The organism is Paraburkholderia sp. BCC1886 (genome assembly GCF_900996245.1).
GTDB lineage: Bacteria > Pseudomonadota > Gammaproteobacteria > Burkholderiales > Burkholderiaceae > Paraburkholderia.
Genome location: NZ_CAAJGK010000037.1, coordinates 114,940 through 134,997 on the forward strand (window position 1 = coordinate 114,940; position 20,058 = coordinate 134,997).

Annotated in this window: 19 protein-coding genes; 10 read left to right on the top strand and 9 right to left on the bottom strand. The window is 63.9% G+C overall.

The features are described from left to right. Positions 1-35: 35 nt before the first annotated feature. From FQ746_RS06975 to FQ746_RS06985, 3 genes are all read left to right on the top strand, one after another. On the top strand, positions 36-812 hold the full coding sequence (locus tag FQ746_RS06975) for an IclR family transcriptional regulator (RefSeq protein ID WP_144108206.1): 777 nt from the start codon (positions 36-38) through the stop codon (positions 810-812). Positions 813-1,111: 299 nt separating this feature from the next. After that, on the top strand, positions 1,112-2,215 hold the full coding sequence (locus FQ746_RS06980) for a porin (RefSeq protein WP_144108207.1): 1,104 nt from the start codon (positions 1,112-1,114) through the stop codon (positions 2,213-2,215). A 66-nt stretch (positions 2,216-2,281) separates the two neighbouring features. Then, positions 2,282-3,241, top strand: coding sequence for an AraC family transcriptional regulator (locus tag FQ746_RS06985; RefSeq protein ID WP_144108208.1), 960 nt, complete (start codon positions 2,282-2,284; stop codon positions 3,239-3,241). A 22-nt stretch (positions 3,242-3,263) separates the two neighbouring features. Here the strand turns inward: FQ746_RS06985 and FQ746_RS06990 are convergent, their stop codons facing one another. Further along, on the bottom strand, positions 3,264-3,665 hold the full coding sequence (locus FQ746_RS06990) for a hypothetical protein (protein ID WP_144108209.1): 402 nt from the start codon (positions 3,663-3,665) through the stop codon (positions 3,264-3,266). 95 nt (positions 3,666-3,760) lie between these two features. Beyond that, positions 3,761-4,990 carry a multidrug effflux MFS transporter gene (locus FQ746_RS06995; RefSeq protein WP_186310661.1) on the bottom strand — a complete coding sequence of 410 codons (1,230 nt, stop codon included), beginning with the start codon at positions 4,988-4,990 and terminating at the stop codon, positions 3,761-3,763. Between the two features lie 151 nt (positions 4,991-5,141). Between FQ746_RS06995 and FQ746_RS07000 the strand changes: the two genes are divergently transcribed. From FQ746_RS07000 to FQ746_RS07020, 5 genes are all read left to right on the top strand, one after another. Then, the gene (locus tag FQ746_RS07000) at positions 5,142-5,897 is read left to right on the top strand and encodes an IclR family transcriptional regulator (protein ID WP_144108211.1); all 756 of its coding nucleotides are present in this window, start codon (positions 5,142-5,144) and stop codon (positions 5,895-5,897) included. After that, positions 5,894-6,790, top strand: coding sequence for a LysR family transcriptional regulator (locus FQ746_RS07005; protein ID WP_144108212.1), 897 nt, complete (start codon positions 5,894-5,896; stop codon positions 6,788-6,790). Before FQ746_RS07000 ends, FQ746_RS07005 begins: the two co-directional genes overlap by 4 nt. A gap of 201 nt (positions 6,791-6,991) precedes the next feature. Continuing rightward, positions 6,992-8,158, top strand: a complete 1,167-nt coding sequence (locus FQ746_RS07010) for a CaiB/BaiF CoA transferase family protein (RefSeq protein ID WP_144108213.1) — start codon at positions 6,992-6,994, stop codon at positions 8,156-8,158. Continuing rightward, on the top strand, positions 8,155-8,919 hold the full coding sequence (locus FQ746_RS07015; protein ID WP_144108214.1) for an enoyl-CoA hydratase: 765 nt from the start codon (positions 8,155-8,157) through the stop codon (positions 8,917-8,919). Before FQ746_RS07010 ends, FQ746_RS07015 begins: the two co-directional genes overlap by 4 nt. Positions 8,920-8,942: 23 nt before the next feature. Then, positions 8,943-10,259, top strand: coding sequence for an MFS transporter (locus FQ746_RS07020; RefSeq protein ID WP_144108215.1), 1,317 nt, complete (start codon positions 8,943-8,945; stop codon positions 10,257-10,259). A 54-nt stretch (positions 10,260-10,313) separates the two neighbouring features. On the opposite strand, the gene tkt is transcribed toward FQ746_RS07020, so the two are convergent. Further along, on the bottom strand, positions 10,314-12,365 hold the full coding sequence (gene tkt, locus FQ746_RS07025; protein WP_144108216.1) for a transketolase: 2,052 nt from the start codon (positions 12,363-12,365) through the stop codon (positions 10,314-10,316). Positions 12,366-12,990: 625 nt separating this feature from the next. Here tkt and FQ746_RS07030 point away from each other — a divergent pair. Next, a complete protein-coding gene (locus tag FQ746_RS07030; protein ID WP_144108217.1) occupies positions 12,991-13,578 on the top strand; it encodes a hypothetical protein in 588 nt (195 codons plus the stop codon). A 40-nt stretch (positions 13,579-13,618) separates the two neighbouring features. Here FQ746_RS07030 and FQ746_RS07035 read toward each other — a convergent pair whose 3' ends face one another. Next, complete coding sequence (locus tag FQ746_RS07035; RefSeq protein ID WP_144108218.1) at positions 13,619-14,209, bottom strand: TetR/AcrR family transcriptional regulator; 591 nt, start codon at positions 14,207-14,209, stop codon at positions 13,619-13,621. 170 nt (positions 14,210-14,379) lie between these two features. On the opposite strand from FQ746_RS07035, the gene FQ746_RS07040 reads away from it, so the two are divergent. After that, positions 14,380-15,213, top strand: coding sequence for an aldo/keto reductase (locus FQ746_RS07040; RefSeq protein ID WP_144108219.1), 834 nt, complete (start codon positions 14,380-14,382; stop codon positions 15,211-15,213). Positions 15,214-15,292: 79 nt separating this feature from the next. On the opposite strand, the gene FQ746_RS07045 is transcribed toward FQ746_RS07040, so the two are convergent. The 5 genes from FQ746_RS07045 to FQ746_RS07065 all read right to left on the bottom strand — a co-directional run bounded on the left by FQ746_RS07045 (position 15,293) and on the right by FQ746_RS07065 (position 19,969). Next, the gene (locus FQ746_RS07045) at positions 15,293-15,988 is read right to left on the bottom strand and encodes a mobilization protein (RefSeq protein WP_144108220.1); all 696 of its coding nucleotides are present in this window, start codon (positions 15,986-15,988) and stop codon (positions 15,293-15,295) included. A 206-nt stretch (positions 15,989-16,194) separates the two neighbouring features. Then, positions 16,195-16,878: a TetR/AcrR family transcriptional regulator gene (locus FQ746_RS07050; protein WP_144108221.1), complete on the bottom strand. Its 684-nt coding sequence runs from the start codon at positions 16,876-16,878 to the stop codon at positions 16,195-16,197. 106 nt (positions 16,879-16,984) lie between these two features. Further along, positions 16,985-18,031, bottom strand: coding sequence for an aldo/keto reductase (locus FQ746_RS07055; protein ID WP_144108222.1), 1,047 nt, complete (start codon positions 18,029-18,031; stop codon positions 16,985-16,987). 94 nt (positions 18,032-18,125) lie between these two features. Further along, a complete protein-coding gene (locus tag FQ746_RS07060; protein WP_260853924.1) occupies positions 18,126-19,550 on the bottom strand; it encodes a DHA2 family efflux MFS transporter permease subunit in 1,425 nt (474 codons plus the stop codon). Further along, complete coding sequence (locus FQ746_RS07065) at positions 19,547-19,969, bottom strand: MarR family winged helix-turn-helix transcriptional regulator (RefSeq protein ID WP_186310662.1); 423 nt, start codon at positions 19,967-19,969, stop codon at positions 19,547-19,549. The genes FQ746_RS07060 and FQ746_RS07065 overlap by 4 nt, the downstream gene beginning before the upstream one ends. Positions 19,970-20,058: the final 89 nt, after the last annotated feature.

Sequence of the window (20,058 nt, forward strand, 5' to 3'; positions counted from 1 at the left end):
AAGCCGCCGTCGCGAATCACACTCACCGCGTAGAGATGACAGACACCGCCGAGAATCCCAGCCCCGCCGACCCGTCGGCCTCGCCCGTCGAACGCGCGTTCCGCGTGTTGCGTTTCATCGCGGAAGGCGGCTCGACCGCGAACCTGAGCGACGTCGCGCGGCAAATCGGCCTGAACCGGATTACGGTGATGCGTCTCCTGGAGTCGCTGAAAACGGCGGGATTGATCGAAGCCGACGGCGCCGGCGGCGGTTCGTATCGTCTGGCCATGCCATTCCTGACGCTCGCCGCGCGCGCGTTGGGCGGTGCCGACCTCACCGCACGAGCGCGCCGGATTCTGCCTGGACTCGTCGAACAGACGGGGTTGTCGGCTTATCTGGCGGTGCTGGAGGGCGCGGAGATCGTGTACCTGCTCTGCGAGACGCCGGATACGCCGCTGGTGAGCCGGATTCGCGCAGGCAGCAGGCTCACCGCGCATCGCGCGACGCCCGGACTGGCGATGCTCGCCGCTCTGCCGCGCGGTGCCGTCGAGACGCTCTATGCTGCGCATCCCGGCCACGACGAACCCGACTGGCGCGTGCTGAACGCCGCGCTCGATACGGTGCGCGACGCCGGCTGCGCATGGAGCTTTTCGGGACTCGAAGCGGGCATCGATTCGTGCGCCGCGGCAGTCACCGATAGTCGCGGGGTCGTGCAGGCGGCATTGAGCGTCGCCGGCCCCAACACCGCGTTTGCCGCCGACGACACCTTGCGCGGCACCGTCGAAACCAGCGTCAAGGCCGCCGCCCTGGCGCTTTCGCGTTCCAGCCTCTAACCCGCGTTTCGCGGGCTTCTCAGCCCGCTTCTCCACCCTCAGCCGCTTCTCTTCACGCGCCCGCCATCGCGGGCCGAATCACGCCCTACGCTCGCCGCCGATAAAACCCATTGCGAGACGATCGGCTACTTCTTCGGGAGCCAGGGTCCTTGGCGTGACTTTTTGAGTCCCCAAGAATTCGCTCCAACGCGTGCGCCCATTCACCGAATGACGTGCGCGCTCCCGGGAGGCCGTCGGTCGCGGTGGTCTCCCCACCCACAATGACAAGCAGGGCTGCATAAAAAGAGGCTTGGAGAAACATGAAGGTCACTCGCATCGCTCGCTCTATCGCGCTTTTCGCCGCAACCGCCGCCATCGCCGCCGTCCCGACACTCGACGCTCACGCACAAAGCAGCGTGACGCTGTACGGCATCGTCGATACGGGCATCGAGTACTACAACAACGCGTCGGGCGGCGGCTCGTTCGTCGGCATGCCGACGTTGACCGGCGAAGTGCCGTCGCGCTTCGGGTTGCGGGGCAACGAAGATCTCGGCGGCGGCTACAAGGCCTTCTTCGTGCTCGAGAACGGCTTTGCGACGAACACCGGCGCACTCTCTTACGGCGGACGTCTGTTCGGCCGTCAGGCCAATGTCGGCGTGAGTTCGCCGTACGGGTCGCTGACGCTCGGCCGGCAGATGAACATGTCGATGTACGTGCTGCTGAACGCCGACGTGATCGGTCCGTCCATCCATTCGATGGCGAGCTTCGACACCTATCTGCCGAACGCCCGTAGCGACAACGCCGCGGGCTACCTCGGCAAGTTCGCCGGCCTGACGGTCGGCGCGACGTACAGCACCGGGCGCGACGCCGCGGGACCGGCCGGACCGTCGGCGACGAATTGCGCGGGCAACGTGGCGGGCGACCCGGTCGCATGCCGCCAGTACACGATGATGCTGGCCTACGATGCGCCGCACTTCGGTGTCGCCGCTTCGTACGACGTGATGCGCGGCGGCACGGGCGCCACCGCGCCGCTCTCGAACCCGGGCGACACCGACACCCGCACGATCGTCGATGCGTACGCCACGTTCGGCCCGGCGAAGGTCGGCGGCGGCTGGATTCGCCGCAACACGTCGGCGGCGACGCATAGCCAGTCGGACATCTATTTTGTCGGCGCGACGTACCACGTGACGCCGGCGTTATCATTCGACGCTCAGGCGCTGCGCTATCTGTTGCGCGAAACGTCGGACTCGACGCTGGTGGTGGCCCGCGTGAATTATTCGCTGTCCAAACGCACCACGGTCTATACGTCGCTGGGCTACGTGACGAATAGCTCGCGTGGCGCGGCACCGGTTGCGGCAGGCGGCTCGGTCGGCGTCGGGCAGAACCAGTTGGGTGTCATGTCCGGCATTCAGCAGCGCTTCTGATGCAGCGGCGCGCGCAAAGCGAAGTTCGAGCGCGCGCTATACCAACCCGATTCACCGAGGCCCGCGATGGCGACCGATCTGTTGAGCGATATCCTCGCCGATTTGCGCGCCGACTCGGTCGTCACGGGCCGCTTCACGTTGAGCGCGCCCTGGGCTATCCGTAAGCCCGCAGTGTCGGGCGCGCCGTTCCGCATGGGCGCGGGCCGCCCGTTCTATCTTGCGGTCGCGGGCGAGCCGGCGGTATATGTCGAGCCGGGTGATTTCGTGCTGCTGCCGCATGGTCACGAGCACGTGCTGGCGTCTTCACTGGACGAGCCGCCCGTGCCGTTCGATTCGCTGATGGCCGACAAAGGCATTCAGCCGCGCTTAGATACGCCGCTCGAATTCGCCGCGGGCGGCGGTGGCGAGACCAGCGATCTGTACACGGGCATCGTCGGGTATCGGGACATCATCCGGAGTCCGCTGTTTTCGGTGTTGCCGCCGCTAATTCACGTGCGCGCGAACGATCCGGCCGTCGCGCCGTGGCTCTCCAGCACCTTGCAGAGCTTCATTCAGGAGTCGATGTCGTGTCAGCCCGGCTGGGCGATCGCGGCGGCGCGTCTCGCGGACGTGCTGTTCGTGCAGTTGTTGCGCGCGCATCTGCAGTCGTCGGCGAATCACACGGGCTGGCTGCGCGGTCTCGCCGATCCGCAGATCGGCCGGGCCATGGCGATGATGCATCGCGAGCCGGCTCGCGACTGGACCGTGGCGACGCTGGCCGGCGCGTCGGGCATGTCGCGTTCGCGCTTCAGCGCGCGGTTTACCGAACTAGTGGGCGATACGGCGATCGGTCATCTCACCGCTTACCGCATGTATCTCGCGAGCGGCGATCTGACGCACGGCAAGTTCAAGCTGATCGAGATTGCCGAGCGCGCCGGTTATACGTCGGAGAAAGCGTTTGCGCGCGCTTTCCACCGCTGGTCGGGCATGGCGCCGCGCCGTTATGCGCGCAGTACGCACGCCGGGTTGTCGGGTTCGGAGGCGTGAAATGTGACGGGTGAAATGCGCGCTACTGCGTGCACTTCACGTCCGCTCTCGGCACGACGATGATCGCGGGATAAACGTCGCCATGATCGAGTTCGATGCGCGCCACCACGGCGATCGTCGCGCTGTCGACGTCGTCGTACACGCTGACCTTTTCGCGCTTGAGGTTGGTGACGCCGGTGCAGTCCGTCGCGCGGCCGTCGTCGGACACCTTGCATTGAATCGGGTTTTCCGCGACATAGCGGTACTTGTCGCGATCCGGCGCGGCGAGGTATTCGTGAATGCTCTGATTCGATCCGCCGACGCCCGTCACGTAGCCCATCGCGCAGGATTGCGCCGAAACCGGCGAGGCTGCCTCGTCGGCCTGCGCCGCCACGGACGCGAGCGCGATTGCCGCCGCGCAGGTGGAAACCAGAAGGTAGTTCATGATGCCCATCGCCTGAGTCGATTCGAAGTGCTGGATTGTAAAGGCATCCGGTCCGGCGAGTCGGCGAGCGCGACTATTGGGCGACCGATGGGCGACTAGTGCGCCTTAGCTTCCGACGGCAGCGCGAACAGACTCGCGGCCGCGAGCAACGCGGTGACGAGCATGATGCCGGTCATCGCCGCGAGCTGATACGACGGGAACAGCAACGCGACCGCCGAACTTCCCAACGCACCCGCCACCATCTGCACCGAGGTCAGCAGGCCGCCGGCCACGCCGGCGAACTCCGGCATCGGTTCCAGCGCGCCATGGGTCGCGCTGGGCGCGGCGAGTCCAAAGCTGAAGGTGCAGAGCACGAGCAGCGCCATGGTCAGCGGCAGCGCGGGCTGCGTGATGAACGCGCTCACGGTGAGTATCGCGCTGGCACCGACCGCGATGGCGATCGCCGCGCCCAGCAGCAGCCGCGACGACACGCCCCGTTGCGCCAGCTTGCCGTTGAGCGTCGCGCCCACCACGATGCCGAGCCCTGTCATCGCGAACATGCCCGCGTATTTCGCGGGCGACACGTGATACTCGCCGATCAGCACCAGCGGCGAGCCCGCCACGTAGCTGAACATCCACGCGAAGCCGAAGCCGTTGATCATCACGTTCGCCATGACCGTGCGGTTCGCGAGAATCTGCCGATACGCGGCAGGCAACGACACGGGCTTGCGTGCATCGCGCGCTTCGCCTGGTCTGCCTGGTTTGCCCGGCGCAGCAGGCAAGGTCTCGGCGAACAGCGTCGTCACGATGACCGCGAGCACCACGCCGCAGCCCATCATGACCGCGTAAATGCCGCGCCACCCGACCGGCGCCAGCAGCGCCGCGCCGATCGCCGGCGCGACGATGGGCGCGACGTTGCAGACCACCGTGATAGCCGCGAGACGCGTCTGCGCGGCGCGGCCCTCGAATTTGTCGCGCACCACCGCGAACGCGAGTGTCATGCCCGAACCCGCGCCCGCGCCTTGCACCAGTCGCGCGACCAGCAGGCCGGCGATGGAATGCGCGAACGTCGCGCCCAGACCGCCGAGCACGAACAGCGCGAGCCCGAGGATCAGGCAGGGCCGCCGGCCGCGCCGGTCGGACATGGGCCCGAGCACGATGGGCGTGATGGCGAAGCCGAGCATGAACAGGCTCAACGTCAGGCCGGCTGCCGATGCCGACGTGTGCAGCGCGTCTTCGATCGAGCCGAGGGCGGGCAGCGCCATGTCGGTGGAAATGGGCGGCAACGCGGCGAGTGCGCCGAGAAACAGCATGAAATACGCGCGTTGAGGCTGCATCTGGGGCATGGGAATCGGCTCTGATACGGCGTTAAAACGCCTTCGGAAAATGGCTGCAGCGTGGGCCGCACCGGACTGCGGCTGGTGAGCGCCACGGGTTTTGTGCGACACTGTTGTCACAAAACGGTACGGCAGTGTACCGCAATGCGATACAAGAGACATGGAAAAAGAAACTGGCGGAATACAGGTCATCGCGCGCGCGGCGGCCATCCTGCGGGCGTTGGGACGGGAGGGATCGAGCCTCGGCACGCTCGCCAAAGAAACCGGGTTGCCGCGCTCGACGGTGCAGCGCATCGTCGATGCGCTCGCGCTCGAGCATTTCGTGGAAGCGGGCGAGGACGGTGTGCGGCTCGGCTGGGGCATCGCGCGGCTCGCGCAACTGGCGCAGTCGGACATTCTGGCGACCGCGCGTCCGCACATGGAGTGGCTGTTCGAGACGACGCGCGAAACCATCGACATCACCTGCCGCGCCGGGCGTGAGGTGTCGTTTCTGGACCGCATCATTTCCGATCAGGAACTGCGCGTCGTGCCGATCATGGACAAGCCGCGTCCTCTGTATGCGATGGCGGCCGGCAAGGTGATTCTGGCCGGCATGTCCGACGCGCAACTGCGGCAACTGCTCGGCGCGGATCTCGCACCGCTCACGCCGAATACGATCCGCTCGATCGACGCACTGCGGATCGACCTGCAAAGCGTGCACCAGCAGGGCGTGGCGTTCGATTACGAAGAGCATGGGCTCGGCGTGTGCGCCGTCGCCGCGCTGATCCAGGTGGACGGGCTGACGCCGCATGCATTATCGATTGCCGTGCCGAAAATGCGCTTCGAAGAGAATCTGGCCAGTCTGCAGACGGCGTTGCTCGAAGCGACGCAGCGCATCGTCGCCGATCTGATCGCGAAGACAAAGGAGCCGCTGTGAAATTCGATACGACAACCGTGCGTCTCGTCCTCGCCATCGTCGAAGAGGGCAGCATTTCGCGCGCGGCGGACAAGCTGAGTCTGGCGGTTGCGGCGGCGTCGCGCCGCGTAAGCGATCTCGAAGAGCAACTCGGTGCCAAGCTGTTCAAGCGCGTGCCACACGGTGTCGAGATCACCGAGTCGGGTGCGAAGCTGCTCGAGTACGTGCGGCAGATCGACAACCTGATCGACCGCTTGTCCGGCGACGCGCGGGCGATGAACGACGGGCTCGAAGGCCGCATTATCATCGGCGCGCCGAAGGCGGTCGTGATCCAGTTTCTGGCGCGCGAGATTACGGATATCCAGCGCAAATTCCCCGGCATCTCGCTGAAAATCGTCGAGGAAAACAGCAAGATCGTGCAGCAACTGCTGCGCGACAAGGTGATCGACATCGGCATCTACGAGAAGAAAAGCGGCTTTCTGAATCTCGCGAAGTCGGCGTACAAGGAAGACCGGCTGGTGCTGGTTTATCACCGTTCGCATTTCGCTTTTCCAGACGACGCGCCCGTTGGAATCGACGAGATTCTCGACCTGCCTATCGTGAGTCTTGGCAAAGGGTCGGCGGTGCTGTCGGCGGTCGAGCGTGCTTATCGGAGTCGCGGGCGCGCGTTTCCCAGCAACTTCACGGTCAGCGGATTCGACACCATGCTCGCCATGGTGCGCCATGGTCTCGGCGTCGGTTTGATGCCGCCGGAGGTGCTGCGCAGCTTTCACCCGGAGGCGTCACTGGCGTCGGCGGAGTTGCAGGGCGACTGGCATCACCGCAGTTATGTGCTGTCGTGTGTCGAAGGGCATGCGCAGGCGCAGACTTTGACGAATGTGGTGAAGGAGTTGCTGGGGGCGCATTCGGCGTAACCGTTCAGATAAGCACGGCCGCTCGATCAGGTTGATCGCCTTTCCCCCTTCCCCTCTCCGGTTTCGCCATCCGCGAAACCAGCCATGCTCCTCGCATTCTTGCGGCGCTTTCCGCTGTAGCGGACAGTAAGGAAAAGAACCGGCCGGCCACGCCCGACGTGGCCGCGCGGTTCACCTCACTATTCCTACAGGAGACTCGCGATGAGCGAATCGAAGCATCTGCCCTTGCAGGGTATTCGCGTGCTGGACGTCAGCCAGGTCATGGCCGGACCGTTCGCCTGCATGCTGCTGGCCGACCTCGGCGCCGACGTCATCAAGGTGGAACCGCTCGAAGGCGATCAGACCCGCGGCGCGATGGGCTTCAAGATGAAGGGCCCGGACAGCATGGGCTTCCTGAACATGAACCGCAACAAACGCTCGGTCACGCTCGATCTGAAAAGCGAAGCAGGGCGCGAGCGCTTCTATCAGCTGGCGAAAACCGCCGACGTGATCGTCGAAAACTACCGGCCCGGTGTCGTGCAGCGTCTTGCGGTCGACTACGAGACCATCAAAAAGATCAATCCGAAGATCGTCTACGTGAGCATCTCCGGCTTCGGCCAGAGCGGGCCGTGGGCCACGCGTCCGGGTTTCGATCTGATGGCGCAGGCCATGTCCGGCGTGATGAGCGTGACCGGCTATAAAGGCGGCAAGCCGGTCAAGGCCGGTGTGCCGGTCGCGGATATCGGTTGCGCGCTGTTCGCGGTCTACGGCCTGTTGTCCGCCTACATCGGCGCGCAAAAAACGGGCGAAGGCCAGCATATCGACGCGTCGCTGTTCGATTCGGTGATGGCCTTCTCGATCTGGGATATGTCGGAATACTGGGGCACGGGCGTGCCGCCGACGCCGCTCGGCACCAGCAACAAGATGAGCGCACCTTACCAGGCCGTGAAAGCGCGCGACGGCTATTTCGTGTTCGGCGCGACCAATCAGAAGCTGTGGGCGAAGCTCTGCGAACTGCTCGGCCGCCCCGATCTGTTCGATCACGCGGATTACGCGAGCGTCTCGCTACGCCTGAAGCATCGCGAAGTGATGATCGAAGAACTCGAGCGCGAATTTGCGAAGCGCGACAGCGCCGAGTGGGTCGACGCGATGCTCGCCGCCGGCATTCCGGCCGGCCCGATTCTGACTTACCCCGAAGCCTTCGAAAGCGAACACGCCACGCATCGCCGCATGTGCATGGAGATCGACCATCCGAACGAAGGGAAGGTGAAGAACATCGGCTTCCCCGTGAAAATGCTCGGCACGCCGCAAACGGTGCGGCGTCATCCGCCGCTGCTCGGCGAGCATAACGCGGAGATTTTCGCCGAACTCGATGGGACCGCGCCATGAGCGAATTCGTCAAGCTGACGGTGCACGAGTCGGGCGCCGCGGAGATCGTGATAGACCGGCCCGAGCGGCACAACGCGATGTCGATCGAGATGTACGAGTCGCTGCTCGCGCAAATTGCCGAATGCGAGCGCAATAGCTCGGTCCGCGCGATCCTGTTTCGCGGCGCGGGCGGCAAGTCCTTCATTTCCGGCACCGATATCGGTTACTTCAAGGACTTCCGCGATGGCCGCGACGGCGTCGCCTACGAGGCCTTCGTCGAACGCGTGATCGACACGGTCGAGCGCATTGCGCTGCCGACCATCGCGGTGATCGACGGCTGGGCCGTCGGCGGCGGCCTCGCATTAGCGACTGCCTGCGACTTCCGTCTCTGTAGCGAAGGCTCGCGCTTCGGCGCGCCGATTGCCAAAACGCTGTCGAACACGCTGTCGTCGCGCAATATCGCGCGTTTGCAGGCCTCGCTAGGCGTGCCGCGAGTCAAGAAGATGCTGCTGCTCGCGGAGTACCTCACGGCTCAGGAAGTACTCGCATGCGGCTTCGTCTACGAGGTGAGCGAAGCGGCCAGACTGCAGGACGCCGCGCATACGCTCGCACACCGGTTGATCGCGTTGTCGCCGGTCACGCAGAAAGCGGTCAAGGAGAGTTCGCGCCGTATCGTCGTCGAACAGCGTCTGGACGATGAAGACCTGGTCGAAGAGGTCTACGGCAGCAGCCGTTTCAAGGAGGCCGTGATCGCCTTCACCTCGGGATCGTCGAAAAAATAACAACGAATACTGTGGAGTGAGACATGAAACGATTCCAGCTGAAAGCGACCACGACGGTCCTCGTGATGCTGTGCCTGATGTACTTCATCACCTACGTCGATCGCGTCAACATCAGCACCGCCGCCGGACAGTTCAAGTCGGAACTCGGGCTGAGCAACACGCAACTCGGTTTCGTGTTTTCGGCGTTCGCGTATCCCTACGTGGTGTTCCAGTTCATCGGCGGCTGGGTTAGCGACCGCTTCGGTGCGAAGCGCACGCTGATTGCCTGCGCGTTCATCTGGGCGGTTGCGACGACGCTGACGGGCCTCGCCGGTGGCTTCACGACGCTCGTGGCGGCGCGCCTGCTGCTGGGTCTCGGCGAAGGCGCGACCTTCCCGGCTTCCACCAGCGCGATGGCGTCGTGGATTCGCCGCGACAAACGCGGCATGGCGCAAGGCATTACGCACTCGTCGGCGCGGCTCGGCAATGCAATCGCGCCGATGCTGGTGCTCGCGCTGATGACCGCGTTCGACTGGCGCTTCGCGTTCTACCTGCTGGGCGCGCTGAGCTTCGGCTGGCTGGTGCTGTGGTACGTGACTTATACGGAGAAGCCGGCGGACCATCCGCGCATCACGACGGCGGAAATCGAAAGCCTGCCGCCGCCCACGATCCGCGCGGCGGAAATGCCCGGCACGTGGGCGTCGCTTTATCGTCGGCTGCTGCCGGTCTCGGGCGTGTACTTCTGCTACAACTGGATTCTCTGGCTGATGCTGGACTGGATGCCGCTGTACTTCATGCACAGCTTCCATCTGAACATCAAGCGTGCGGTGATCTTCACGTCCGGCGTGTTCGTCGCGGGTGTGTTCGGCGATCTGGTGGGCGGCCTCGTCAGCGACCGGTTGCTGCGCCGTACCGGCAATCTGAAACTCGCGCGCAGCTATCTGGTGGCGTTCTGCATGACGATGACCGGGCTCGCGTTGGTTCCGGTCGTGCTGATTCACGATCCGATGTATTCGCTCGTGTTTCTCGCGGCGGCGATGTTCTTCAACGAAATGAATGTCGGCCCGATGTGGGCCATTCCGATGGACGTGGCGTACGACCGCTCGGGCACCGCTAGCGGCATCATGAGCGGCACGGGCTTCACGGCGGCGATCGTGAGTCCGGTGGTGGCGGGTTATGTGATCGACCATATCGGCAACTGGAACGTCACCTTCCTGCTGTCGATCGGTGTGATGGCCTGCGGCGTGCTCATGACCTTCATCATGAAACCGGACGTGCCGTTCATCGCGAAGCTGAAGCCTTCGGTGCCGGCCGCGCGGGTGAGTCACGAGGCGGGTTATCCGGTGGTGGACAAGCGCTAATTGCTAGCGCGCGCCGCGATTCGACGGAATCGCGGCGCGGCGATTCAAACGCTTCTAGCCCTTCACGTTCGCCAGCACTTCCCTTGCAGCGCGAACGACCGCATCGGTGGTGATATCGAATTTGGCGTACACGTCCTGAATCTTTCCGGACTCGCCAAAGTCGTGCATGCCGACGAATTTGCCTTCCAGACCGAGATATTTGTCCCAGCCCAATTCGACGGCGGCTTCCACGGCGACTCGCGCCGTGGTCTCGCCCAATACCGACTTCTTGTACGCCACGTCCTGTTCTTCGAACAAAAGACGGCACGGCATCGACACGACCGCCGTTGGCACACCTTCCTTCTGCAGGATCTCGCGGGCTTCGACGGCGAGATGCAATTCGGAGCCCGTAGCCAGCAGCGTCAACCGGCGCGGGCCGCCTTCCGCTTCCTGCAGCACGTAAGCGCCGCGCGCCGATTTGTTCTCGTTGCCGGCCTCTTTACGCAGCAGCGGCATCGGCTGGCGCGACAGCGCCAGCAATGCCGCGCGGCGCGGTTGATCGAGCACGAGCTCCCAGCACTCCGCCGTTTCGACGGGGTCGCCAGGACGGTACACGCCGAGATGCGGAATCGCGCGCAGCGAAGCGAGGTGTTCGACCGGCTGATGCGTCGGACCGTCTTCGCCGAGACCGATCGAATCGTGTGTCATCACGAAGGTCGTGCGGATGCGCATCATTGCGGCCAAACGGATGGCGGGCCGGCAGTAGTCGGAGAAACACATGAACGTGCCGCCGTACGGAATCAGCCCGCCATGCAGCGCGATGCCGTTCATTGCCGCCGCCATGCCGTGTTCGCGCACGCCGTAGTGGATGTACGAGCCGTCGTAGTCGCCCGGTTTGATTTCGACCTGATTTTTCGCCTTGGTGTTGTTCGACGGCGTGAGGTCGGCCGACCCGCCGAGCAGTTCGGGGATGGCGTCGAACAGGTGATTGAGCACCGCGCCGCTCGCCTGGCGCGTCGCCATTTCCTTGCCGCTCGCGATGAACTCCGCGCGCGCCGCGGCGATCGCTTCCTTCCAGTTGGGCGGAAGCTCGCCGTTGTTGCGTCGCTCGAACTCGCCGCGCAATTCGGTTGGCGCCTGCTTCACGCGGTCGGCCCACGCGAGTCGCGCGGTGCGGCCCTTGGCGCCGATCTCGCGCCACTCGTTCAGCAGATTCTCGGGAATTTCGAACGGCGGCGAAGTCCAGCCGAGCGTCTTGCGGGCGCCCGCGATTTCTTCTTCGCCGGGGGCGTCGCTGTGTGCTTTCTGCGTGCCGGCTTTGGTCGGGAAGCCGAAGCCGATGATCGTGCGGCATGCGATCAGCGTCGGCTTGTCGGTGGTGGCGCGTGCGGTCTTGATGGCTTCGCGGATGGCGTCGGTGTCGTGGCCGTCGATTTCCAGCACGTGCCAGTTCGATGCGCGGAACCGTTCGACCTCGTTGTCGGAAACCGACAGGCTCGTGGCGCCGTCGATCGAAATGGAATTGTTGTCCCAGAACGCGATGAGCTTGCCGAGCTTCAGGTGACCGGCGAGCGATATCGCTTCCTGGCTGATGCCTTCCATCAGGCAGCCGTCGCCGAGGAAAACGTAGGTGAAGTGATTCACCAGATCGTCATGGAATTTCGCGTTCATGATGCGCTCGGCGAGCGCCATGCCGACCGATTCGGCGATACCTTGACCCAGCGGCCCGGTGGTCAGCTCGATACCGTCCGCGTGACGGTATTCCGGGTGACCTGCCGTCTTGCTGCCGACCTGGCGGAAGTTCTTGATCTGGTCGATGGTCATGTCTTTATAGCCCGTCAGATACAACAGGCTGTATAGAAGCATCGAGCCATGGCCGTTGGACAGAATGAAGCGATCGCGATCGATCCAGTGCGGATCGGCGGCATCGAACTGCATGAAGTCCTTGAACAGCACGGTGGCGATGTCGGCCATTCCCATCGGTGCGCCGGGGTGTCCGCTCTTCGCTTTCTGCACGGCGTCCATGGAGAGAAAGCGGATGCAGTCGGCCATGTCGCGAAGGTGCTGATCGCGTGGGGCGGGCACGCCTTTGGGTGTCGAGGCGCTTGCGGAAGATTGTTCGGTCATCGGACTATCCTTTCAGGTCAGTAACGAAGGCGGTCGCTACCCGGGGTCGGGTCACGATAGCACGGTGAATGGAAACGCATGACGCAGAAGTGCACGCCGGCAATCGGGTTCGAACGGGGTACTCGTGCGGGGTACTCGTGGATCTGGACGGGCACGCGTGAGTGGCTCAGGCAAAGCGCTGTAGGGCCACGTCGCTGCATAGGATGCATTCGGGTAGAGGCGGCGCAGCAGTTTTCGTTCCCCGGAGGCGGCACGCCATCGGGATCCAGCGCCTGGCGAATGAAGACATGCAGCGAGACGACCGGCGCACGAGATGTCCGTGTGACGCGTCAGCAAGGGACGGACCTGGGGTGACTACCTACCCCGCAAAAACCGCAGCCAGATAGATTCCTCCAGCCAGGCGAATTGGTCAATAGAGACGTGTGCTCTGTTGATCAACGGCCTGCGTCGTCCGATACTCGCGGCATCGCCCCTTCGCTTACAAAATCATAGCAATACCGACGATGGGAGTAGACCATGAGAGACACCCGTTCTACCGCCGTAATTCCCCGGGCACGGCGCGTATTGACTGAAGTTATCCCCCATAACGCAGACGAAGTACGCGCGAGAGTCGAGGAGACCTGAGATGGCGCGCGCCGATCTGGCGGTACTCGCAGGCGTCGCGATCCTTGCGCTGGCCTGTCTGTTCGTATGCGGTTTGTATGTGTACTGGAGCAGCGAACACTACCGTGCGCGCCTGCGACAAGGCCATGCATCGACCGGCGGCACGAAAGCAATCGCACAACACGAAGAAGAACTTTCGGGAGGGGAATCCATCATGGCCTCACACCTCAGCCAGCGCTGCAAGATGTCGCTCTACCGGGCGGTTGCCGGCGATACGCACGGCGAAAGCATGGTGTTTCTGATCGCGGCCAGTCGCGACGATGCGCGCACGCGGGCAACGCATGCGCTCGCCGCCATTCACGGCGTCGCGGCGCATAACGTCCATCTGCATAATCTCGCTTCGTTTCACGAACTGGTCGATGCGGGCGTCAGCGAGGACGAAGATCTGCGTATCTTCGAAGTCGCGTGGAAGGGCGCGGATGTCAGCGCGTGGGCCGAGCATCCGCTTTTTCTGACCGACGATCCGGGTCTGCTCGGTAAATGGGCCGAACTGTACGCGGACCTGGCGCGCGATCTGGCGGTCAGTGCGATCGACAAGGCCCGTCACTAGCTAGCCGGACAAGCCGGGCAGCGCGGATCCCTCATCGCGGTCATGGGTTGGCGGATCCGAACACGCCTCGCAACGCGACGCGCAGCAGATCGCCGGAAGTGGGCTGACTGACAAAGCTCATAGCCGGCGCATAGGTCAATTCGAAAATCAACGCGCCGACGGTCTCCGGCGCGAGTTTCTTCGTGGCCGGCGTATCGTCCAGATTCAGCAACTGTTCACCCAGCGCCCGCCATTGCGCGCGCAAAACCTTCTCCTGCGATTTGCGAAAGCTGGCAGTGGGTTTCGCCTGGCGTGAATACTCGAGGATCAGCGTCGGCCAGTTGCCCTTTCGCGAACTCTTCTCCGACCACTGCGCAATGCGCTCGATCGCATCGTCGATGGATTGCGCGCTGTTCACCACGGCCAGAATGCCGCTCAGGCTCAGGCGGCCGTGTTCTTCCAGCACCTCCAGAAACAACTCTTCCTTGCCTTCGAAGTTCGAGTACACCGCGCCTTTGCTGAAGCCGGCCGTTTCGGCAATCTGATCGAGCGAGGTTGCCGCGTAACCGTCGCGCGTGAAAAGCGTTTGCGCAACGCTGATGAGTTTGGCGCGGGTGAGCGCCTGACTTTCTTCTCGGGTCATTCGAGCCATCGGTGCATTCCTTGGACGGGCACTCTCGTTCGGAACATGCGTGGAACTTTCTCGCGAATTGAGATACCAACGGGTATTCCAACTGCGCCGCACAGTCCGGTCTCCGGGCGCGCGATGTTCGGCGCCCGCTCATTTTACTCACAGGCCCACAGCCTCAAAGGAGTTATTGCATGACCACGGACACTGCCAATTCGATCACCCTACTGAACGGCGTGACCATGCCGCATATCGGCCTGGGCACCTGGCCGCTCGACGACGCGGGCTCGGCAAGCGCGGTGCAAAGCGCGCTGAAACTCGGCTATCGGCTGATCGACACGGCTGAGAACTATGGCAACGAAACCGGCGTCGGCGAAGGCATCCGCAAGTCGGGCATTGCCCGCGAAGAGATTTTCGTCACGACGAAATTCAACCGGAAATGGCACAGCGTGGAGGGCGTGCAGCAGGCCTGGGAAGCAAGCCGCACGCGCCTCGGCCTCGACTATATCGACCTGCTGCTGGTGCACTGGCCGAATCCGGATCAGGACCGCTATGTCGATGCGGTCGAGGGCCTCGTGCGGCTACTCGATGCAGGGAAGGTGCGCGCTATCGGCGTGTCGAATTTCAAGCAGGCGCATTTGCAAAAACTGTTCGACGCGGGGCTCGTGCCGCACGTGAACCAGATTCAACTCGACCCTTATCACTTGCGCGACGATCTCGCCGCGGTGAACGCGCAACACGGCATCGTGACGGAGACGTGGAGCCCGATCGGCCGCGGTGGCAGCTTGCTCGCGGAACGGGTCATCGTCGATCTGGCGCAGCGCTATGAGCGCACGCCCGCGCAGATCGTGTTGCGCTGGCATACGCAGAGGGGTTATGTGCCCTTGCCGAAGTCCGCGGATCCGAAGCGGCAGGCTGAGAACCTGGCGTTGTTCGACTTCCGTTTGAAGGACGAGGAACTGGCGGCGATCAGCGCGCTGCAGCGGCCCGACCCCGACATGCTGGATGCCGACAAGTTCGGCCACTGAGCCGGGCACTCGATCGACGAGGCCGGCCGCCGAGTCGGTCACTCGATCGACGAGGCCGGGGTGTCAAACAATACGCGGCTCAAGGCGCGACCTTGTCGATCTCTTCGTACACGCGGTTGAGCCACACCTTGACCCGCTGCCGTTCGAGCATGCCGAGACCGGTCGTCGCGCGGTCGGGGTGATGCGCCGCGGCCCAGAAGCTCGCGTTCTTCTGGTCGATTTTCTGCATCGTCGTATCGGGAAGATGGCGCAGCGAAACGAACTGCGCGCCGAGCGCTTGTGCACGCTGACGTTCGCCCGACGCGTCCAGCAGTTCGAAACGCTCGCCGCGAATTTCGTTGAGCACCACCACGAGCCGCAACTTGCCGCCGAACTGGTCGAGCCATTGCCGCAACAGGTCGACGGAGTCGCGGCCCGCATCCATCACATGCCACCACGTGAGCGCAATGCCGCTTTCCTGCGCGATGCCGAGCACGTCGGAATCGTCGAACCACTTCGAGACCGACTGCTGCGTTTGCGCCGCGAGATCGACGAGAATGCGCCGTTCCGGCTGTTCGAGCGCGTGCTCGATTACCGGGTCGAGACTGTCGTGTCCGTCGAGTACCGCAGGGGCGGCGAAATCGCCGTAATAGCGCAGCAGCGCGCCGTGCGAGCGGTCCGTGTCGAAACCCAGAAACGGCAGATTGCGGTCGATGAAGTATTGCGCCAGAACGCGGGCGACGAGCGACTTACCCACCCCGCCTTTTTCCCCGCCGATGAAGTGCACGAAACTCATGTGTTCGAATCCCTTATGGTGCTGATGGAGGACGGAGTCCGATTGCGATGCGCGCCCGGTCGAGCGCGCCTGCACACAGGCTAGCCGGGCAAAATTCTCGAAGGTGCGATTTTTTGCCCGACTTTGCCAGACGCCAGTGCGCATGGTACCGATAGTCGCTGCGGATTTTATGACGTGGGTGAAAATTGGCCGGGGTTTGCCGCTTGTCACGCAGCTGGTTTGGCCCGCTTGCGGGATTTGGCGAGCTGGAAAGTTTCCACCGGCAATGCGTCATCCGCTGTCCCGGCAGCCTGACCGGCTTCTATCCTCTGCCCGACATGCGCGCGCGCCGAGGCCAGAAAGCCGCGCGACAGCGCGGCATCCGAGCGCGTCGCACGCGAGAGCACGAGCGCGCCGACGATCGTCGACAGCAGCACCATCGCTTCGTCGTGAGCGTGGGACTCATTGCCGCTCGCTGCGTCTTCCGAAGCGGCCAGCAGCGGCTCGAAAAGCTCGACATAGCGCTTGATGCCCGCGCTCATCGCGGCGCCAGGCTGACCGCCTTCGCGCACGCAATCGGCGGCGAGCGCGGCTACCGGACAACCGGCGCCGACCGCTTCACGATGCCTGTCCGACAGGTAGTTCTTCAGAAAGCGTGCGAACCCGGCGGCGTCGCCAGGTTGAATCGCCGCGAGTTTGCCGAGGCTGTTGCCAAAAGCGCGGGTGCACGCCTCGGCGATGAAATCGTCTTTCGAATCGAAATGCGCGTACAGGCCGCCGTGCGTCAAGCCCGCTTCCTTCGCGACCTGCCCGACGCCGATGCCGTCGAAACCATGCTCGCGATACAACCGGGACGCTGCGTCGAGCAGCGACGCCCGGTTCTGTTCAGCCTGTTCGCGCGATACCTTCATGGGATGCTTCCCGTTCGACTCGTTGAATAGAGCGTGATTGTAAAGCGCGACTCATGACTCACGACTCCCGATTCACAACTCACGACTCCCGACCGGCGAACGCGCGTCAAGCCACCGCCTCGATGGGTTGAACGAAATCGTCGAACTTGCCGCCGGTGATGCGCTGCCGGTTGGCCGGGTCGTTCAGCATCGAATGCGGGAAGATGGGCGCAAGTGCGCTCACCGCGTCGAGCCGGGTCATGACATCGGGCGGCAGCGTGAGTCGGGCGGCGGCGAGATTGGCCTGCAACTGTTCGACACTGCGCGGACCGATGATCGGAAACGGACCCTTGGCCGCGGCCCACGCTATGGCCACTTCGCCGGGCGACACGCCCAGTTCGCCGGCAACGGCGATCAGCGTGTCGAGAATGGCGGTGCGTTGCTGGCTGTTTTCCGCCTGGAACACCTTGCCGCCGAGCCCTTCGGCACGGCCTTTCTCGCCCTTGCGATATTTACCCGTCAGCATGCCGCCGCCGAGCGGCGACCAGCCGACCACGCCGAGGCCGAGTGCATCACCCGCCGGCAGCAACTCGAACTCGACCGTGCGTTGCACGAGGCTGTATTCCACCTGCAGACCCGCGAGCGGAATCGATCCGCGCAACTCGGCGAGTGTTGCTGCACGCGCGACACGCCACGCCGGAAAGTCAGACAAACCGGCATAGAGAATCTTGCCCGCACGCACCAGGTCGTCGAAGCCGCGCATGATTTCGTCGACCGGTGTCACGCCGTCGGCATAGTGAACCCAGTACAGGTCGAGCCGATCGGTTTTCAGCCGTTTGAGACTCGCTTCGACCGACGAGACCATCGCCTTGCGACTGTTGCCGGTGACGAGAATGCTGTCTTTGGGACTTGCCCGCTGACTGAACTTCGACGCGAGCACGAACTCGTCGCGGCGGCCCGCCAGCAGGTCGCCGAGAATCTCTTCGGATTCGCCGAACTGGTAACTGTCGGCGGCGTCGATGAAGTTGCCGCCGGCCTCGGCATACGTGTCGATAATGCGCGCGGCCTCGTCGGGCTCGGCGCCGTGACCCCAGCGCGTGCCGAAGTTGCCGGCGCCTAAAACCAGTTCCGAGACCCGCAGGCCAGTGTGTTTTCCGAATAGTCGATAACGCATGTTGAACGCTCCGTTCGATGAGTCGACGATGCTCTATTGATTATGAGCGTAATCAATATACGCGCGCAGCGGCATTGGGTCAACGTAGGCAATCTCATGGTCGGGCCGCTTCAGGTTCGCGTTGAATTCGCGGCGGAAGACGCATGGCAGTAGCGAACGCCAGCAGATGCAGCACGGCCAGCAGCACGAACGGCCAGAAGAACGGCCGCGGCCCGACGCTCGCCGCGTGCAGGGCCGGGTGCGCCATGGTCAGCGAGAGCACCAGCGCAAGCAACGTCGTCGCCACCGGACCGCCGATTCGCTGAGCAATGTTCAGTGCGGTATTGGCGACCGCCAGCCGCGCTTTGGGAATGGATGCATACGCAGCCGTGATGGACGGAATGCTGATCGTCCCCTGACCCGCACCGGCAAGGAAAAGACTGACCAGCGCAACGGCTGGCGAGAACCGGTATTCGATCATCCACACGAAGCTCGACGTGCCCAACGTAGCCAGCAAGGCGCCGCCCGCCGCGACCGCGCGGCAGCCGTAGCGCTCGGTCAGAAAGCCAAGCAACGGAAACGAGCACATCATGCCGACGCCGGTCGCGGCGATCAGCCAACCGGCGTGTTCGACCGACATCTGGCAGCCGGCGATCAGAAAAAGCGGCACGACGAGTTGCCGGCCAAATAGCAGGCCGTTGGTGAAAAACTGCGTCGCGGCGGCGGTGGAAAAAACCCGGTCCGCGAAAATCCGCACGTCGATGAGCGCGGCGGCGCCCTTACGCGCCGAGTGCCACACGAATGCCGCGAGCAGCAGCGCGCCCGCAAGCAGTAGCGCGAAGCCTTGCACTCGCGTCGAGTTTTGCAGACCGTCGATGAGCGCGACGAGTCCCGGAGAGATGAGCGCGAAGCCGAAAAAGTCGAATGGCCGCTTCTGCAACGCGCCGAGGTCGCGCGGCAGCAGCCACGTTGCCAGCCCCACTCCGGCGATACCGACCGGCACGTTCAGATAGAACAGCCAGGACCACGACGCATGCGCGAGAATCGTCCCGGCGAGGACCGGACCGAGCACTGGCGCGAGCAGGATGGGCAAGGCCGCGTAGCCCATTACGCGCGCCATGTGCCGGCCGGCGACACGCGCGATCATCATCTGCGTCATGGGCGCCATGACGCCGCCTATCAGCCCCTGAAACACGCGTGCGCAGATCAGCAGGCTCATGCTGGACGAGGCGCCGCACAGAAACGAGGCCAGCGTGAAGGTCGAAAAGCAGATCAGATAGAGACGCTTCGCGCCGAGCCGGTCCACCAGCCAGCCGTTCAGCGGCAGCGTCAGTGCCATGGCCAGCAGGTAGCCCGTGACGATCCATTGCGCGATCGCGATGGGCGAACCCAGCGTATGGCTGAGGGTGGACAGCGACACGTTGACGACGGTCGAATCGACCTGCGCCATGAACGGGCCCATTACCGCGACCACGGTGACTTTCCAGACCGACGCGTCGATCCGCTCGGCTTTGCCGTCCGGCGGGTTCGGCTCGTTCACCGGCTCGCCAGCGCCTTGATGATGCCGGTCGCCTTCACGAGCGTGTCGCGCTGCTGCGCGTCCAGTTCGGCCATGGCTTGCGAGAGCCACATCTGCTTGGCCTCGCGGGTTTTCTTGCGGACCTGCACGCCCTTGGGCGTCAACGCGATCAGCATCTGGCGGCCGTCGGTAGCATGCGGCGTGCGCTTGACGAAGCCCAGTTCCTCCAGCGCCGCGATGGTCGTGCCCATCGATTGCGGCTTCATGCCTTCGGCGCGCGCCAGCGCGGCGGTCGTCGCGGGGCCGTCGTTGGCGAGCCGGGACATGACGACCGACTCCGTCATGGAGAGTTCGTCCGAGCCCGCTTCGTTGCGGGTGCGCCGGACCAGCAGGCCGATGGCCTGCATGAAATCGACAGCGGATTGTTCGATGGTGGGCATGGTCGTTCCAAACGCGAAAGCAGGGCGGTTCCGGTGTTTGGCGAGCATGAAGGTAAACAGTCCAACTTGCAAGCTTATCTTCCAAGATT

What these genes read in the sequence shown, in the direction of transcription:
- FQ746_RS06975 (WP_144108206.1), top strand. Translation starts at nt 36, where the DNA reads ATGACAGACACCGCCGAGAATCCCAGCCCCGCCGACCCGTCGGCCTCG.
- FQ746_RS06980 (WP_144108207.1), top strand. Translation starts at nt 1,112, where the DNA reads ATGAAGGTCACTCGCATCGCTCGCTCTATCGCGCTTTTCGCCGCAACC.
- FQ746_RS06985 (WP_144108208.1), top strand. Translation starts at nt 2,282, where the DNA reads ATGGCGACCGATCTGTTGAGCGATATCCTCGCCGATTTGCGCGCCGAC.
- FQ746_RS06990 (WP_144108209.1), bottom strand. Translation starts at nt 3,665, where the DNA reads ATGAACTACCTTCTGGTTTCCACCTGCGCGGCGGCAATCGCGCTCGCG.
- FQ746_RS06995 (WP_186310661.1), bottom strand. Translation starts at nt 4,990, where the DNA reads ATGCCCCAGATGCAGCCTCAACGCGCGTATTTCATGCTGTTTCTCGGC.
- FQ746_RS07000 (WP_144108211.1), top strand. Translation starts at nt 5,142, where the DNA reads ATGGAAAAAGAAACTGGCGGAATACAGGTCATCGCGCGCGCGGCGGCC.
- FQ746_RS07010 (WP_144108213.1), top strand. Translation starts at nt 6,992, where the DNA reads ATGAGCGAATCGAAGCATCTGCCCTTGCAGGGTATTCGCGTGCTGGAC.
- FQ746_RS07015 (WP_144108214.1), top strand. Translation starts at nt 8,155, where the DNA reads ATGAGCGAATTCGTCAAGCTGACGGTGCACGAGTCGGGCGCCGCGGAG.
- FQ746_RS07020 (WP_144108215.1), top strand. Translation starts at nt 8,943, where the DNA reads ATGAAACGATTCCAGCTGAAAGCGACCACGACGGTCCTCGTGATGCTG.
- tkt (WP_144108216.1), bottom strand. Translation starts at nt 12,365, where the DNA reads ATGACCGAACAATCTTCCGCAAGCGCCTCGACACCCAAAGGCGTGCCC.
- FQ746_RS07030 (WP_144108217.1), top strand. Translation starts at nt 12,991, where the DNA reads ATGGCGCGCGCCGATCTGGCGGTACTCGCAGGCGTCGCGATCCTTGCG.
- FQ746_RS07035 (WP_144108218.1), bottom strand. Translation starts at nt 14,209, where the DNA reads ATGGCTCGAATGACCCGAGAAGAAAGTCAGGCGCTCACCCGCGCCAAA.
- FQ746_RS07040 (WP_144108219.1), top strand. Translation starts at nt 14,380, where the DNA reads ATGACCACGGACACTGCCAATTCGATCACCCTACTGAACGGCGTGACC.
- FQ746_RS07045 (WP_144108220.1), bottom strand. Translation starts at nt 15,988, where the DNA reads ATGAGTTTCGTGCACTTCATCGGCGGGGAAAAAGGCGGGGTGGGTAAG.
- FQ746_RS07050 (WP_144108221.1), bottom strand. Translation starts at nt 16,878, where the DNA reads ATGAAGGTATCGCGCGAACAGGCTGAACAGAACCGGGCGTCGCTGCTC.
- FQ746_RS07055 (WP_144108222.1), bottom strand. Translation starts at nt 18,031, where the DNA reads ATGCGTTATCGACTATTCGGAAAACACACTGGCCTGCGGGTCTCGGAA.
- FQ746_RS07065 (WP_186310662.1), bottom strand. Translation starts at nt 19,969, where the DNA reads ATGCCCACCATCGAACAATCCGCTGTCGATTTCATGCAGGCCATCGGC.